The 16987-nt window shown below is 36.1% G+C and carries 11 protein-coding genes; 1 reads left to right on the top strand and 10 read right to left on the bottom strand.

All coding sequences use genetic code 11. The annotated features are described in order from the left end of the window. Window positions 1–14: 14 nt before the first annotated feature. The 7 genes from I589_RS00705 to I589_RS00675 all read right to left on the bottom strand — a co-directional run bounded on the left by I589_RS00705 (window position 15) and on the right by I589_RS00675 (window position 9051). Window positions 15–968: a glycosylasparaginase gene (locus I589_RS00705; protein WP_010770065.1), complete on the bottom strand. Its 954-nt coding sequence runs from the start codon at window positions 966–968 to the stop codon at window positions 15–17. A gap of 706 nt (window positions 969–1674) precedes the next feature. Further along, window positions 1675–2976: a Sapep family Mn(2+)-dependent dipeptidase gene (locus I589_RS00700; protein ID WP_010770066.1), complete on the bottom strand. Its 1302-nt coding sequence runs from the start codon at window positions 2974–2976 to the stop codon at window positions 1675–1677. Between the two features lie 13 nt (window positions 2977–2989). Further along, the gene (locus I589_RS00695) at window positions 2990–3721 is read right to left on the bottom strand and encodes a GntR family transcriptional regulator, LSA1692 subfamily (RefSeq protein ID WP_010770067.1); all 732 of its coding nucleotides are present in this window, start codon (window positions 3719–3721) and stop codon (window positions 2990–2992) included. Between the two features lie 4 nt (window positions 3722–3725). Continuing rightward, window positions 3726–5339 (bottom strand): aspartate 4-decarboxylase, encoded by a 1614-nt coding sequence (gene aspD / locus I589_RS00690; protein WP_034684212.1) that lies wholly within the window; start codon window positions 5337–5339, stop codon window positions 3726–3728. A 362-nt stretch (window positions 5340–5701) separates the two neighbouring features. Beyond that, window positions 5702–6529, bottom strand: a complete 828-nt coding sequence (locus I589_RS00685; RefSeq protein ID WP_010770069.1) for a phosphoenolpyruvate hydrolase family protein — start codon at window positions 6527–6529, stop codon at window positions 5702–5704. 16 nt (window positions 6530–6545) lie between these two features. Then, window positions 6546–7763 carry a Tm-1-like ATP-binding domain-containing protein gene (locus tag I589_RS00680; RefSeq protein ID WP_010770070.1) on the bottom strand — a complete coding sequence of 406 codons (1218 nt, stop codon included), beginning with the start codon at window positions 7761–7763 and terminating at the stop codon, window positions 6546–6548. A gap of 94 nt (window positions 7764–7857) precedes the next feature. Further along, complete coding sequence (locus I589_RS00675) at window positions 7858–9051, bottom strand: phosphoenolpyruvate hydrolase family protein (RefSeq protein WP_010770071.1); 1194 nt, start codon at window positions 9049–9051, stop codon at window positions 7858–7860. Between the two features lie 480 nt (window positions 9052–9531). Here I589_RS00675 and I589_RS00670 point away from each other — a divergent pair, with 480 nt between their 5' ends. Next, window positions 9532–13314 carry an AAA domain-containing protein gene (locus I589_RS00670; RefSeq protein WP_010770072.1) on the top strand — a complete coding sequence of 1261 codons (3783 nt, stop codon included), beginning with the start codon at window positions 9532–9534 and terminating at the stop codon, window positions 13312–13314. A 972-nt stretch (window positions 13315–14286) separates the two neighbouring features. On the opposite strand, the gene I589_RS00665 is transcribed toward I589_RS00670, so the two are convergent. The 3 genes from I589_RS00665 to I589_RS00655 form a co-directional block, all read right to left on the bottom strand. Beyond that, window positions 14287–14667: a hypothetical protein gene (locus tag I589_RS00665; protein WP_010770073.1), complete on the bottom strand. Its 381-nt coding sequence runs from the start codon at window positions 14665–14667 to the stop codon at window positions 14287–14289. Between the two features lie 240 nt (window positions 14668–14907). Next, a complete protein-coding gene (locus I589_RS00660; protein WP_010770074.1) occupies window positions 14908–15552 on the bottom strand; it encodes a hypothetical protein in 645 nt (214 codons plus the stop codon). A 265-nt stretch (window positions 15553–15817) separates the two neighbouring features. Beyond that, a complete protein-coding gene (locus tag I589_RS00655) occupies window positions 15818–16531 on the bottom strand; it encodes a DUF5131 family protein (RefSeq protein WP_010770075.1) in 714 nt (237 codons plus the stop codon). Between the last annotated feature and the right edge of the window lie 456 nt (window positions 16532–16987).

Raw genomic sequence — 16987 nt, 5'->3', positions numbered from 1 at the left:
AACGCTTCTCTCCTTTATTCAATAGGTGCTTTAATTCGTTTTTCATACGCAGATAACCATTCCTGACTAATTGGCTGAATATCCGTTGTATGATTTTTTCCTTTGTTTGCAATAAAAATTTGTGGTGGCTCTTTAGAATTTCCAACACTGAAGGTGAATTCAACATTTGTTGCCACCCCCCATTCCCCCTTGTTATTCATAGCAATTAATGAAAATGCGCCTGCTTTTCCATAACGTTTTGATAACTTGTCGTGAAAGCTGTACACTGCTTTATCACAAGCAGCTTGCGGCGTTTCTCCTTCGCCCATTAATCGAACAATTTCATAAGAAAGGCACCCTTTCATTAAATCTTCTCCTAATCCAGTGGCAGCTGCTCCGCCAATTTCACTGTCTACATAAAAACCTGAACCAGATAAGGGTGAATCGCCCACTCGTCCTGGTTTCTTCATAAATAGCCCTGAACTAGATGTTCCAACGGTCATTGATCCTTCTTGATCAAGTGTCACAGCACCAACGGTATCATGCCCATCATACGGATTTAGATTATTTTCCCGGATTTCTTCCAGACGCTTTTCCCAAATTTTATGTGCTCGTTTGGTCAGCATATTTTTCCGTTCAAATCCTTCAATTATCGAGTATTTAGTCGCTCCGTCCCCCACTCGAAAACTGTTGAACTTGTCCTCACTAAGTTTTCTTGCAACAGAAATAGGATTCTTAACATCCGTTATCCCAGCAACCGCACCAATTTTGAACGTATCTCCATCCATATATGCTGCATCCATCTCCAGAATTCCTTCTGAATTGGGTAGCCCTCCGTAACCAACCGATTTATAGTACGGATAGTCCTCTACCGTTTTGATTAAGTTTTCGGTTACATCTCCTGATGTGCCATTTTTTTCTAGCAGACGTAACGCCTCGACCACACCTTCGTGTGCCATTCGCCAAGTTGCAATTGCCCCCCAAACCATTAAATCTCTCCTCCCGTTACCGTTTTCATTTCGAATCTATCTACATTATAAATAGTATATACTGTTTTGTATATACTAAAAGAAAATTTTTTTATTCATCCAATTTTCCTTCACAAATGCTCGCTCATTTTCCTACTTGATGATTTCTTCCTATGGAAAAATCTGACAACCATAAAAACTGTATTAAAAGGAATTCGCTCAAAAAACATACAGACGTTTCATCTGGTTAATGAACTTTCATGATTAACGACCAACAAAAACATTTCCTTTAATCAGCGTTCACAATCTCTACTCTCAAGCAAAAATGCGGCACCTACAGTGGATTCCCATAACTGCCTGCCCAAACGACCTGTCTTCTCACTTGGTGTAAAAAAAAGCGAGCAGACAAAATGTCCAACTCGCTTTTTCAACTTTTTCGTCTAAAAAAAGACGCGATTAGAATGAAGGTGGGACACAACTAATTAAGTTGTTCCCCATCTTTGTAAAACCTTAATAAAGGTGGGGAATAGAAGAAACTCATCTCCACTTCGTTTCGCTCTCATCATCTTCTACGCATGAGACATGCTTGAGTTGAAGGCTTCGAAAATAAGCTGAACACTTCTGTCCCGACCTCGTTTTCACCGTTTATTATTCGTTTATGAGAGCTGAACATGACGATTACAGCACCATTCAGCTGCTCACTAGCTATCTTAAAAATTCAATCTGCTTATTCATTTGATAACGCTAGCATTGCATGCATATAAATTTCCATATTCAATAACAAATCCGCTTCGTCCATATACTCGTCCTTATTGTGTGCAATTCCCTTTTGACCTGGAAAAGAAGGGCCAAAAGCAACAATATTCGGAACAGAACGTGCATAGGTAGCACCTGTAGTTGTCACAGGTGTACCATCCAGTCCAGTGACCATTTCATAAACTTCAGCTAGCTTTTGGACATTTTTATCCTCTTTGGAGTAACTTGTCCCTTTCATCCGTCGAACGATAGTCAATTCACTTTTAGAAGGAATTTGTTGGCTCAATGTACTAGTCACCTGTTCTTCTGAAATGGATACGGGATAACGTATAGCAAGCCCAAGAACTAGACGGTTCCCCTGTTTTTGTAATTCGTAGGGCGTAATCATCAATTTTCCACTGTCTTCATCCTCAAAATCAATCCTCAATCCCTCACCATGATGTTTATCCGCCAGTCCCTCAACAAGCCACGAAAAATAATCAGCTAAACGTCCGCTCACTAATCGCTCTTGAACTATTTTTTCTGCTAAAAGAGTAATTGCATTTTTTCCCAATTCTGGCGCATTTGATGGCGCTCGTTTCCCACTAACCTCAACGAGCGCTCCATTTATCTTCACTTGTAGTTTATCCGGCACATGATCTCTTGCTTGATCCCCAATAATCTCACCAAACTCTTTTAACTCATCATCGGAAAAAGCTGTAATGAGCTCATAATTGACAATCCCTCTTTCACCATAAACTACAGGGTACTTGCAATCTGGAGTAAAACCAAACTTTGGCGGGTGCTCTTCACTTAAATATAGCGGGATATCTGCACTGCCGCTTTCTTCATCTGTACCAAAAACAATTCTAACCGGCTGTTTCATCGGTAAATGCAAGTCCTTTAACAATTTCAAACCAAATAAACAGGACATAATCGGCCCTTTATTATCAAGAATTCCTCGACCATAAAGTCGACCTTCTTTTTCATTCAGCGCAAACGGAGGAAATGACCAGCCATCCCCTTCTGGCACTACATCTAAGTGTCCGACTACACCAATATAATCTTTACCTTCACCTAGCTGGGCATAGCCTACTGCGTCATTAACCATCCTTGTTGTAAATCCGTAGCTGTCAGCAATCGACAAAGCTTTCATCAACACTTCTTTTGGTCCTTTTCCAAAAGGTGCATGTTCACAAGGCTGATCTTTTACGCTTTTTATTTGCATTATCTGAGTAAGGTCTTGATAAAATTGCTCTTTATTTTCCTGAATTATCTGCTTGAAATCATTCATCTCTGTTACCCTCCTAATGATTGTATCGAGTCAATGTATTCTTAAATGTATAACGATCTGCGCGATAAAACGAAATATCATATAAAATAGGGGTTGCATCAATAGCATAAGTAATGGAATGAACTTGCAGTAGGGGACTACCTACAGGAACATCTAATAAAGATGAAATCTCAGGCTCTACTAAAATAGCTTCTACTTCCTGATGAGAATAAGCAATTTCTACCTGCTGCTCAATTAGTTGAAATAACGATCCCTGAAAGTCTTCCTTTGAAAAGTCTTTAACGTACTCTTCCCCTAAATAAATTTTTTCTACTGTCATTGGCTCTTCATCTAACATTCTTCTTCGAACCAATTCATAAATAGACTGCTCTGGTCCAACCTGTAAAGCTTGCAGAATTTCTTCGCTTGGTTTTTCAAAGCGTTCAAAAGAAATGACCTCTGTTTTACTCGTTTTTCCATACGCTCTTGCAGCCTCTGTAAACCCCTGCAACCCTGCTCGTCCACTTTGAATCTTTTGCTGAGTCATGACATAGCTTCCTTTGCCTGGTCGCTTCACTAAAATATTCTTTTTAATCAACTCATCAATTGCTTTTCGGACAGTTAAGCGACTGCAATCAAATTCTTTTGCTAAATCATATTCTGAAGGTAATTTTTGCGCGCTAACGTATATTCCATCACGAATCCGTTGTTCGATTTCTGCTGAGACTTGATCAAACTTTGCTTTTTTTACCTTTTTATCTTCCATTTCATCACCTTGGCTCGTTCTTATTTTTTATCCATTCATCTTTTAATCGTTCGGATAAACGAATAATTCTTCTTCCAACTTCACTATACTGGTTTGTAGCTAAATTGGCTAGTGAAACTCGCACAGACCAATCATCACTGCCAAATGCATCCGCCTTTAACAGCATTAATTGTTCCTTTTCCGCTAATGATATAAGAACTTTGGTCATCGTCCAGCGCTTTTTCAAATACGTTGTAAACTCTTTTCCATATCGTTTTTCTGTCCAGTCTTTAAAATTCAACTCACAATAATAGGCCGTGTTCAATGAAGGAAATGGTTCTTCTAATCCCAGCGTACGAAATAATAATTGCTCTCTTGTGTGACAAATCGCCATTACTTCTTTTTTATAGGCAGCTCCTTCATCTAATAGCGCATACAAACTAAACAAGGTCATCATCACTTGCTGAACAGAAGATAATCCGGCTGCATGATTTAATGCTACATCCCGGCTATCTGCCACCAGTCGATCAATAAATTTCATTTGTTTGGGCTGCGCATTTAAGGAATGATACCTCGCCTCCAACTTTTCCTGTTTCTCTGCTGCTAACTCGTTTATTAACTGATCAAAAATATTTTCCCGTGCAGTTACAATCGTTCCAATACGCCAGCCAGTTGCACCAAAGTATTTTGAATAAGAATAAATACAGGCAGTATTATAAGGGAGTTCTTTAAACAAGGAATGAAATTCAGGAACAAACGTGCCATACACATCATCTGTTAAAATCATGAGACGAGGGTGAACAGTTTGAACAATATCCTTTATTTGCTCAATCGTTGACTGACACATAGCGTTTGCCGTTGGATTGCTTGGATTGACGACAAAAACAGCTTTAATCGTAGAATCCTTCAATTTATCAATCTCAGCTTCTGAATATTGATACGCAACTTTTCCCTCTAACTCCGTTTGCTTTGCCTGTATTTTTACAACCTCAAAATCATATTGCGGCAGCTCAGGAATTTCTAAGTAAGGTGCAAATGTCGGAAGAAGCAGAGCAATTCTATCTCCTTTTTTCAACAGATAATTATTCATCAGCGTATCAAATAGATAACAAATTCCAGCCGTTCCGCCTTCAACAGCAAATAGGTCAAAAGGCACAGACTGACCAGAAAACAACTCATGATTTAAGTAGGCTTTGATGGGTTCTTCACAACCTGTTAAACATCGAACAGGGTCTGGATAGTTATCCCCAATAATGTAATCCAACATCGCATTTAACCAAGCTTCTTTCTCTAACCCAAAATACGTTGCCTCAGAGTACCAAATTCTTTCGAGAAATCTGGCGCCTTCCCCCACTTTTTCTTCAAGAAATTGCAGAAATCGCTCGCTACGTTTTTGACTAGGATAAATCATCCCAGCAGTAAGCGATTGTTCATTTCCAATTGTTTCCATCGTCGCAAATTGTCCAAGCAAAAAGAAAGCCTCTCTTGGGATAGGGGCCGTCCAATTTGGATTTCCACGACCAGCGTTCAATAGGTTTTCCCTAGCTCCAGTTTCACTTTGAAGCCTTTTTTCCAAAAATAAACTCAATTCAAACGGACTCAGATTTTCGATTAAATCTTCTTGCGCGGCCACATTCATCACTCACTTTAAACAGTATATACTACATGGTATATACTAAATCTTTTGTCGTTAGAATACAATCCTTTTGTTAATAAATTCTTGTTTTCTTTTTGAAAGGAACTATTGAGAAATCGAAAAAAAAAGTCTGAGTAAACAGCCGAGTAGGAGTCATTAGATTTGTTAAGCAAATACAGCTACGTCTTAGTTGTCACTCTTTCTTATGACCTAATCTACGGTGGGATAAAGACAGCTTGTCAACGTTTTTCTCATTTACTGAAAATAGAAGAGCCTTGCTCCTCATAATCACTAGACATGATGGGCAAGACTCATTCACTATTTTTTGATAATCGAGTTTGGGGCAAACACCCTCATCTCAGACTCTATTTCATTTTTTTGAATTTTTCTGTTTGTTCACGGATTCCTTTTTCTGCTGCAAAACGTTCAATGCTAGATGCCCCAAAGAATCCATCCAAATCTGCTGTCTTTTCTAATACGTATTGAGCATCTTCTGGTTCAGCGATTGGTCCGCCATGGCAAATAACTAATATGTTTGGGTTAACTGCCTTTCCCGCTTTGATGATGTCTTCAATTTTTTCAATGCAGTCATCTAACGTCAAAGCCGTTTTTGCACCAATAGTTCCTTTAGTTGTCAGTCCCATATGAGCAACTAGAATATCTGCGCCAGCTTCAGCCATTGCTTTTGCTTGCTCTGCATCAAATACATAAGGGGTTGTTAATAGATTTAGTTCATGAGCCGTGCGAATCATCTCTACTTCTAAACCATAGCCCATATTTGTTTCTTCTAAATTTTGTCGAAAATTACCGTCAATTAAACCGACTGTAGGAAAGTTTTGTACTCCATTAAAGCCTTGGTCTTTCAATTGGCGTAAATAAACGTCCATTACACGAAACGGATCTGTTCCACAAACACCTGCTAATACTGGTGTTTTTTCCACTACTGGTAAGACTTCTTGTCCCATTTCAACAACAATTTGATTGGCATCTCCGTAAGAGAGCAAACCTGCTAGAGAGCCACGTCCCGCCATACGGTAGCGGCCAGAATTGTAAATAATTAACATATCTGCGCCACCAGCTTCACTACTTTTCGCTGTAATACCCGTGCCAGCACCAACGCCAACTAAATATTCGCCATTCGCTCTTCTTTCTCTAAAATCTGCCATAATTTCTTGTCTTGTTTGTTTATTCATATTCTCTCCAGCTTTCTTATTTTTTTAGTAAATCAATTAGTTCCTGTGCAGCAAATTCTGCAAATGCTTTTTCATTAATTGCTTCTTCTCTTTCGATAATTGTCACCTTATCATTAGTCACTTGTTTTTTCAGCGTAATAAACAGCTGTTCATCTTCTTCAGGCCCATAAAATATTTCTCCGTCAACGTCAATGCCAGATATTCCTTTAAGAGGAAGAAGCAATGTTGTTTTGCCTTTTGCCATATTTAATTTTTCTGCAAGTTTATTTCCAAGTAACTGATTTTCTTTTTTTGTGGTTCTCATTAATGTGACCGTTGGATTATGTTTATACAGCAGTCTGTCCTTAAATTTTTCAGGGACTGTATCAATCGGACCAAAATTCACCATATCTAATGCACCAACAGAAACTACTTGTGGAATGCCAGCCAATCCAGCGGCCTCTAACCGATGCTCCCCAGCCTTCAATACACCGCCAACAAGTTCATCTGCCCATTCTGTTGTAGTTAAATCGAGAACCCCGTCTATATACCCAGATGAAACAAGCGCTTCCATTGTTTTCCCGCCGCTACCTGTAGCATGGAATACAAGAACCTCATATCCTCTTTCTTCCAGATACTCTCTGGCAAAGTTAACAGCTGGCGTGGTCACACCAAACATTGTCGCCGCTATTAGTGGTTTTTTTTCATGTTTTCTTTCTTCTACTTCAAAATGCAGCATGCCCGACATCGCAAATACGGCATTCTTAAAGATTTGCATTGAGATAGAGTTTAAGCCTGCTACGTCAACGATTGATGGCATCATCATAATATCGCTTGTACCAACATAAGGCGAAATATCTCCGCCAGCCATCGTTGAAACCATAAGCTTTGGAACCCCTATCGGTAATGCTTGCATCGCTTTTGCTGCAAGTGACGTCCCACCTGAGCCACCAAAGGAAATAATTCCATCAAACTTTCCGTCTTTATATAGCTTGGGAATTAGCTTTTCCATGCCTTTTGCCAACACTTCTGTTGCATATGCCCGATCTTTTTTTTCAACTAATTCCTCTATTGTAACATTTGCTTCTTTAACTACTTCTTCATTACTAACATCCGGTTTAAACTGAGGGGCAAATACACCTGTATGAATGGTGAGCGTTTGAATTCCTACCTCATGAAAAAGATTCCTTATATAAAGGTATTCTTCTCCCTTTGTATCAAAAGTTCCTACCAATGCAACTGTCTTTGTTTCCACTTGAAAATTCCCTCCTTCTCTTATTTATATACTTAATTATAAAAAATAAACACCAAGTGTAAACGTTTTTATATCGTTTTCACTAGTGTTTATATTAGGTGTTTTGCCCTTTGTATTCGCTAGGAGACATCCCCATATGTTTTTTAAAAATTTTATTGAATTGCGCATAGTCCTGATACCCCACAAAACTTGCGATTTCTTTTAGTTTTAATGAAGGACGACTCGTTAATAATTGAACAGCTTGATTTAAACGATACTTAATTAAGTAATCAGTAAAAGAAGTTCCTGTTTTTTCTTTAAAAAGAGTACTAAGATAACTACTAGAGATATGAGCAACTTGTGCCAAATCTTCTAACTGAATCTCAGCGCTATAATTTTGTTTGATATATTTTTTGACAAATTCTACGTAATCGTAATGTTTTTCTATCCCATCTAACATCTTTGCCATCAAATTATTTTCAACAATTTCTTTCGGTTTTTTAAATTTCTCTGCTTTTTCAATGACTACTTCTGCTGGCGTAATCCGATCAAATGTTGAACCACCAATGTATCCATCCAGCTCTGGCAAATGATTATACACGTAGCGTATATCGATTACATCTTTAACCGGGCCACCATAAATCATTGTAATTACATTTTTACGAACCTCACGACTTTTCGAAAAAATTCGTTTAGCTTCTGCAATAACCGCATCAAGCGATAGTACCTTCTTTGCTCCTAGTTCCCCACCACTTGTTAAACCGCAGTGAAAACAAATGACATCTGCTCCAACGCGAGTCATCTCTTTTGCCTGTCTTTCATCAAACACAAACGCAATAGTAAATAAGTTTTGTCTATGAGCTTCTGCAATCGCATCAATCTCCATTTGATAGGTCGTCCCCTCTTCAAAAAGAGCCTCCTTAAACTGCCCGTCAATTAATCCGACAGTAGGATAGTTGTTTACACCTGAGAACCCACCTGATTTAATTTTTTGGATAAATTGCGATACATCAATGGATGGGTCTGTTGCATTCAATCCAAAAATGACAGGAATCCCTTTAAGCAGAGGGAGTAATTCTCGAGAAGAAAAGTTAAATACAGTCTCATTACTGTTCTCAAAAGGTAAAAACCCTGCTAAGGAGCTACGTCCCATTTGACGAAAATAACCCGAATTTAGTGCCATCACAAAATCAGCACCTCCATGCGTTGCTTGTCTGGCAATCATTCCTGAACTCGTAGAAATTCCTAGTAACTGCTGCTCATTTCGTAGTTCACGCCGTAACTTTTTTATAACCACCTGTCGCTCCATTTAGTCTCCCCCTCTCGTTTTTTTTAAAGTTCTGCTGAATCAGTCAGTTTATCGCTGCTTTTATCACCTTATAGCTCAAATCCTCCAAAATAACTCCAATTATTATTTCATACTAGAAACTAAAATTTATTAACTGTTTATTTTTTATTCTCAGTTATAGGATAAAGTAGTCCTACTCAATGATTAATCCATTTGAATTAGCTAACAATTCCTCCTTAAACTAAACGTTCCGTCTTTCTCTCACTTGCAGTGAAGGGATTTCATCCCAAGTCTTGTTTTCAGACTTCGCTAACTTCAGTCAATCTTCCTCGACGCCCCTTCATTAAATTACAAAACAGAATAGCACTACATAATTATTCCGTCAATAAATTCTTCGACTAAACTATCCACTGTCATTGACAATCACACCTAATTGAAATATATTTTTAGATATAATATATATATTTTTTTTATAATAAAAATCCAAAAGAGGTACATACTATGAATAAGGTCAGAGATATTATTAATTATTTCTATGAGTTTGATTTTTACAACAGTTTGCTAACTACTTCGATCGATAAATTAGAGTGTAAAAGTTTGACTATAGAAGAAAGCCATTTTCAAACATTCTCTAAGTACATTAGAAAAGAAAAACTGGTTAAACTTTCAAATTGGCTAATTGAAAACAAACATATTCCTCGAAAAAAGATCAAAAAAGAGATTTTAAAAAATTATTTACTTGATACTATCTCCTTGGATCAATTACTTACTGAAAATTTCTTAACGGGTGTAACGTTTTATCCAAATGATAAAGAGCTGATTACACAAATAAAACAGAATAATGAATTTTACTTATTTTATCCTATCTTGATTCACACAAAGGGAACGGAGCGTCCACTACTCTCTTTTAGCTGTGAAATAACCGATGAAGCTTATAAGATCACAAATTTTATTGTAAATAGAGAAGCACTCATTATTCTTATAGCAGCTCACCTACAACAAGATGCTCTTGATGTGGGAAATTTGTATACGAATCAGTTAAATGACTTAATTATTTCAACAGCTGCTATAGAAAATGTCACTGATGTTGAAGAGTTTACTAAATTATTTCTTAATGAATTTCAAAAGGCGCTAGGATTCCAATTAAATTTTATGGATATCACTGACAGTGACTGGCGCGTTGTTGCGCAGCTAAAAATTTCTTGTGAGTCTTTAGAAAGTGTTTCTGGGAGTTGCTTTGAAGATGAGTTAAAAACGCTTTACACTCATCTGGTAGAAAAAGAGCAACCACTTCCACCTCTATTGAATAATTATTTCTTCCATAATCAGAATAAGAAAAATCTAACTGACCTCTCACTTAGTGAAAAATACCATTATGGAAGTTATCAAAGCAAATATCCTGTTACCGCAAAACAATGGGAGCTAGTAAATCTATTGCCTGAAACAGATTTTCTAACAATTGAAGGCCCTCCAGGTACCGGTAAAACGACCTTATTAAAAGAAATAATTGCAGATACAGTCGTAAAGAAAGCAGGTAAACTGTTAGATGTTTGGAATAATAAATGGACAGTTGATAACACAAAAGATATCTATCGACCGCCATTAGGTGGGAAAAATCTTGATTCTATCATTCTCACTAGCACGAATAACAAGGCAATTAATAATATTGGACTAGAACTGATTAAAGAGGTACCTTTTTTTTCTGAGTTTACTGCTTCACTTAATGATGAAGATATTAATGGTATACTTTGCGCACGATTAGGAAACTACAAGAATGTGCAAAATTTTCATCAAACTTTTTTTGCTCCTTTTTTACGATATTTAACTGATGCAAAATTAGCTGATGATATAGAAAAAGAAACAATTGACACATTTAAGGAGACACAGAAAGAAATTGAAGAGTATAACACGTGTCTCAATCAATTTTTATTTTTTAAAGATCAGACAGCAATCGCAAGTGAAAAAGAACTAGAAGAAACTAAACTGCGCATTCAACGTGAACTTAGTCATATATTCGACCAAATTCAAGAAAACGACCGAATGCTTAATAACTCGCGTCTACAGTTGGAAGAATTAGAAAAAGATACGACTATCATTACATTAAGTATTGCACGAAATAATCATGAACTAGAAAAAAGTAATGAAGAAAAAAAGAAATTATTTATTGCAAAAGAATCTTTCAGAAAAATATCTGCTGTAGAAAAATTTCTTAGCAAGTTTCCTTTGATACTTGGCTCTACAAAAGAATTTCTTTCAACCTATCCTTCCCTAGAATATATTTCTGATTTAATAACAGATATAAATGCTACACTTGAAAAAATCACTACTCAACACAATCAATTTGAAGAGCGTCTTCTCGAAAAGAATACTCAACTTCTTACTGTTAAAGAAACTATTACTTCAATACTTCAGACAAAAGAAACGCTTCAAAAAGACACTCAAGAAAAAGAAAGCTATGAAAAAAGACTAATTGCTATTTCCAAAACTCTTGACTATTTTTCAAAAAATTATGACCGCACATTATTGTGGAGTTCTACAACACATGCATTAAAGAATTCAACGTATATCTTAGCTCTTAGAGAGACACTTTTCCACTGCTCTCTTAAATTACTGGAAGTTTATATAATAAAAAATAAACACTATATACTAAAGAACCTTGAGAAAGTCATTTCAGATGATTATAAGTGGTTTAAATGTCTCTACAATGGCAATAGGCCGTACGATGAATTCCGTGCAGATCTAGTAAGAACTCTTTATGAAACATTTTTCTTATGTTTTCCGGTTGTTTCTACCACACTTCATTCTTTTAGAAAACAGTCATTCCCCATGATTGAAAATCTGTTTGATTTGCTTCTATTTGATGAAAGTGGACAGATTGTATCTTACTATGCTACAACTCCGCTATATCGAGCTAGAAAAACTGTATTCGTTGGGGATACGAATCAGATAGAACCTATCATTTCTGTTCCAGAAAAAATTTTACAAGAGAAATACACTGAATTATTAGGAGAAGAAACCTACACTTCTCTTTGTATTAATAATAATAGTGCACAATCTTATGCTATTAAAGCTAGTAATATTTACGAAGAAAGAAATCAGGTACAAAGTTCAATCGTGCTTAACAAGCATATGAGATGTGAAAAATCAATTATGAAATTCTCAAACCATTATGTTTATGATGATGTGTTAACATTTATGAACACAGATACTACTGAGAATAAACTACTCAAAAATAACTTATTGGCTTTTGATATTCGAGGAATTAAGTCGGTTCAGCATTTTAACCAAGCAGAAATCGAAGCCTGTCAAAGAATCGTGGCCACACTAGTTAAAGAACATGGTGAAGATATCAAAAAGGACATCGGTATTATCACCCCATTTTCAATACAAGCAAAAAAACTAAGTAAGCTATTCGATGGAAAAATTGCGGTAGGCACTGTTCATACTTTTCAAGGTGATGAAAAACAAATCATTATTTTTTCAAGTGTAATTGATTATTTGAATAAGAATTCAAATGGACTAACAAATTTTATCGGGAATAAAGCAAATCTATTAAATGTAGCCTTTTCAAGAGCAAAAAAACAATTTATTTACGTTGGAAACTTCGAAGCTGCCAGAGAATCGCAGAATTATCTAAGTAAAGCACTACAATCAATTACTGAACAAGGAAAATGTTATAGTCTATTTGAGTCCATTGAAATGTCAGAAGAGAAAGAGGACTTGCAAAAAATACTGACTATTTTATCCAGTACTTCCTTCACAAACAAAGAGTCTCCGGTTACCACCTACTTGCATGAATTCATACCAGAAAATATTATCTACGGTGGGGAGAAACACAATGAATTATTAATGAAGCTCATTACTATAGCAGAAAAAAGTATTACGATTGTTTCTCCCTGGATCAGTAACTATGTAGTAAATGAACACTTTTTGAAAATTATAGATAGTCAGATTAAACAAGGAACCACTATCCAAATCTTTTTTGGTTATAAGGGAGAGAAATTATCTGTTAGATCTGATATTGATAAGATTATAAAACAAGATGTGACATGGAACACAGATGGCGTTAGAACAGCAATCTTAGCCTTAGAAAAATTATTAGAAAACAATCTTGTTCATAATCCACCTTCACATGTAAAATTACTTTTAATTGACAACACTTACCTTTTCATTGGTTCATTAAATTGGCTGATGAATAGCGGAAAAAACAATCAAAAAGAAATCAGCTATTTAGTAACAGATAAGTCTAGTATAGAGTACGTTAATCAATATTATGCTAAGTGATCTTTAGTGCATATCAGAAATAACTTCATCTTATTTGCAAATCCAACCCTTAAAATGTCTCATTTTCAGAGGATGCAACGCAGTGAGAATCTTCCGCTCATTCTCCCAGTATGGAAAAAGATGAGAAAGAGCACTAGAGATGAGTTGTTACTGAGGCACTGCTTATCAAGCTTCCAAAAAGCATAAAATTATTTTGGTTTTGACCTGACTCAATCATTGAAAAAATTCTATTTGGACTTTTCACGTTCTGATAAGAGCAGTGTTAAATGTTGCTTTTACCAGGTATTTTAGATCTCTATTAGTCCAAAATGCCATTTGTCTTTTAGAAAACGCGCCTAAATCATGTATTTTTTCAAAAATGTACGCCTATTTATATTATACTATGATTTTCGCTGCCGTACGCCTGTTGTCAACTTATCCAGCTATACATTCTCTAACCAAAAAATCCTATGAAATCAAGTGTTCGATAAATGATTTCATAGGATTTTTATTGATTTAGTCTGAAACATAACACTGAAAGTCCTGTCCTGATTTTCTTATAGCTTAATAAGCTTACTCTATACTCTCATTTTTTACTCTTCTAATCTACACTTTTCATTGATATTAATTTTTCTTATTCTCCTACCGATAAAATAGCAAAGGCTATAATCATACGAAAAATACTAGTTAAACTATTCGATACGCAGGTTCTTTGACCTAATGATTGATGCAAATAAGTAGAATGATCTAGTTTGTCCCTCAAGGTTACTTGGAAAAGAACCTCAATTAGCGATCGAACTACAAGCCACTTTTGTCCTTTTAAAGAGCGACAGAAAAAACTGTAAGTCAATCGTTTTCACTTTCATTCTCTTTGGTGAGGGTAGTAGCCCTCATGGATGTTTGTTTCGATCTCTTTTTCAAATCGTCTTTCCTACACGCTTATTAGCTCGTTTCTACTTTAATAAGTGTATAGGTCTCTCTATTTCTCACATTTCAAAAAAATGAAACAGGTGACGAGGAAATTGGCAGCTTCATCGTGTTTTGCTCCTCATCATTTAACCCTCGATACCAATACAAATCAGCAAGCAGTATTTCTGCAAACCGCTCTTCTATTTCCAACCCAATTTCACCTATACTGTAGATTAGCTTGACCTTTGTTTCTTCTTCACTTAAATCTAAAAAGGCCTTCCCATTAAGTAAGGAAAAATCATCCGCACTTTGAAGATCATTCTCCCAATCATGCCAATTCAAAACCTTTCGAACAACTAGAACTAATTTTTGCTCACCATTAAACGCCCTTCTTCTTATTATTTTCCAAAAAGCAATATACTCCGTCAAGTGTAAGAGTGAGTATATTCCTTTGAAGCGTAGCATCTGTGATTGTCATATCATGGAATGAAATATACTCCATTGTCTTGCATATCCGCTTATCCATCAGTAGTCCTTTCCCAACAGTTTTCTATCGTTCGCCTATTTCAAACTACCATGACAGACAGTATTCCATCACTCTTCCGCTGAACACATACTCCCCCCAAAATACAATTTGTAAATGTTCACACTACAAATGAAAAAAATTACTAATTTAAATATTTCTATCAAAGTCTTTTATCGCCGTTATCGTTTGTGAGAATATCGGTTTAAAATATGAATTTTATTATGAGTTAGAAATTCCCCTAGTTGAGTTTCTAATTTTTTTACAAAAGAATCCAGTTTCTTATTATTTTCACAATCAAGCTTAACAGAGACTGATTCTGTGTCACTAATTTTCACTAAGTATGTTGTTCCATCTTTCTCATCTTTTACAGTCAGATTAATTCCTATGACGAATGCAAATTCAACATAACGATGCATGCGAATGCTTAATTCATCCAATACTTTCTTATCAGCTGGTGTCAACAGCTGTTGCAGTTTAATCAGCGTATCTCCCGTTCCGGAGTTATACACATCCTTGTATTTTAATAAATCACCATTTCCCATATTAGTTTTTCCGACGGTAACAACCATCCCATCGTTTCTAAATGTCACCCACAGATAATGCTTTGTGTTATCTCTTATTTCACGTATTGGCCGCGCTGCCTCATTAGTACCTCCAAAAGCATTTGCCCATATTTTTCTTTCGATTTTTCTTACTTCAGCATTCGTTGTTTTTATTGCTTCCTCTGTCTTTTTTGTTATATCTCTTTCAATCACCGCTTCATTTAGTTCACGTAAATCAATTTTTTGGGGCGTTGAAGCAATGGACTGCAAGCCAGAGTCCACTAGCCATTCCTCAATTAATTTTTTGACTATTCCTTCATTTTCTTTTTTCTCTATTGATGTTTTTTTATTGTAATCTTCACTTTGTTTATCAGCTTCTTCATACCTTTTTATCCAAGTTACCAGTTTAAAAACCTCCTAGAAAAGAGCTTGTGCTATCATTAGCTCACGTTATTTTTCATTTGTACAATTAGTTACATTTCCAATTCAGCCAATTAAATCGAAACAAACTTCAACTTTCCTAATTTCGTGTGAGAATCTTCCTATTTTATTCAGGATACCAATTAATCGCTGCTTTTTTTGCCTGAGAAAATAGTTGCCGATAACTTAGCTGATAGGCGACTCCTTCTTTTATAAAATGTGTGCTGCATTGGCGAAACTCGAAAGGAATATTCTGCGCAATACACTGTTGGCGAATAGCGAGAACCCATTTGTAATCCATCGCTCGCCCTTGCTTGTGATATTCTCCCCCAGCCATGACTAATTCAATATCTCCTAAATAATCAGAAAGGTCAATTGCTCCCAATAGAGGCTGACAAATAATATTTTTATGCCTAATAGGTAAAGCATGTAAAATAGGTAGCCGCTTATCTGCCATTTTCTGATTTTCAACAGAAACACCGATTGTTACATTTTCATAGCCTCTACCCCAATCACTCGGTAAACAATCATTCAAACGTTCGATCCTTTTTGTTAGAAAAACAAACTGACAATCGGAGCGTTCACGAATCATCGCCCAGCATTCCTCTCGCCAAACATCCGCTTCTTCAATTAAAAAATCACTTTTAAAAGACGTATAAATTGTTGAGCCTGAGCTGATTATATAACTTCCATTGCGCTTTTTAATTGGTGCATCAAATCCAGGTGCCTTTATAATTTTATCGATTTTAAGCTTTCTTTTTTTAGCCCCCTCATGAATAAAACAATAACGGCAGCCTTCACTCACTCGTTTGCAGCCGTTCCAAGGATTCCAGAATGCCATGGAGCTCTCCCTCTCTTTCAAAGCTGTAGTCTGTCTATTTATGGTACCATAAAGTGGATTTTCTAGGCTCTGAAAATAGAAATAAATTAATCACTGTTTCAATGATGAAATGATTTCTATCCGAAAAAAAGTGATACTTTATAGAAGAAGACCGATTGATGAAAATAGTTTGTACATGCCATTGACTTGTAAGCACATAGTTCAAGGATAAACAAAAAACGCATCTACTTTTAAATATGACTCTCTTTATTTAGGTTTTCAATTTGAGTTAAGCTAAATCGCAAATAGCTATAGTTTTTAAACTCTCGTAGTAGACTAAGAATCATTAACTCGCATAAACTTAAATGCATTTCAAAAAAAGAAGGTGGGACATAACTAATTAAGTTATTCCACACCTTTGTAAAATCTTAATAAACGGCGGGAACAGAAGCAACTCCTTCGAAAATAAGCTGAAAT

This window comes from Enterococcus phoeniculicola ATCC BAA-412 (assembly GCF_000407505.1).
GTDB lineage: Bacteria > Bacillota > Bacilli > Lactobacillales > Enterococcaceae > Enterococcus_K > Enterococcus_K phoeniculicola.
Note: the sequence above shows the minus strand (reverse complement) of the source record. Positions and strands in the feature narration are given on the sequence as shown.

What these genes read in the sequence shown, in the direction of transcription:
- I589_RS00705 (WP_010770065.1), bottom strand. Translation starts at nt 968, where the DNA reads ATGGTTTGGGGGGCAATTGCAACTTGGCGAATGGCACACGAAGGTGTG.
- I589_RS00700 (WP_010770066.1), bottom strand. Translation starts at nt 2,976, where the DNA reads ATGAATGATTTCAAGCAGATAATTCAGGAAAATAAAGAGCAATTTTAT.
- I589_RS00695 (WP_010770067.1), bottom strand. Translation starts at nt 3,721, where the DNA reads ATGGAAGATAAAAAGGTAAAAAAAGCAAAGTTTGATCAAGTCTCAGCA.
- aspD (WP_034684212.1), bottom strand. Translation starts at nt 5,339, where the DNA reads ATGAATGTGGCCGCGCAAGAAGATTTAATCGAAAATCTGAGTCCGTTT.
- I589_RS00685 (WP_010770069.1), bottom strand. Translation starts at nt 6,529, where the DNA reads ATGAATAAACAAACAAGACAAGAAATTATGGCAGATTTTAGAGAAAGA.
- I589_RS00675 (WP_010770071.1), bottom strand. Translation starts at nt 9,051, where the DNA reads ATGGAGCGACAGGTGGTTATAAAAAAGTTACGGCGTGAACTACGAAAT.
- I589_RS00670 (WP_010770072.1), top strand. Translation starts at nt 9,532, where the DNA reads ATGAATAAGGTCAGAGATATTATTAATTATTTCTATGAGTTTGATTTT.
- I589_RS00665 (WP_010770073.1), bottom strand. Translation starts at nt 14,667, where the DNA reads ATGCTACGCTTCAAAGGAATATACTCACTCTTACACTTGACGGAGTAT.
- I589_RS00655 (WP_010770075.1), bottom strand. Translation starts at nt 16,531, where the DNA reads ATGGCATTCTGGAATCCTTGGAACGGCTGCAAACGAGTGAGTGAAGGC.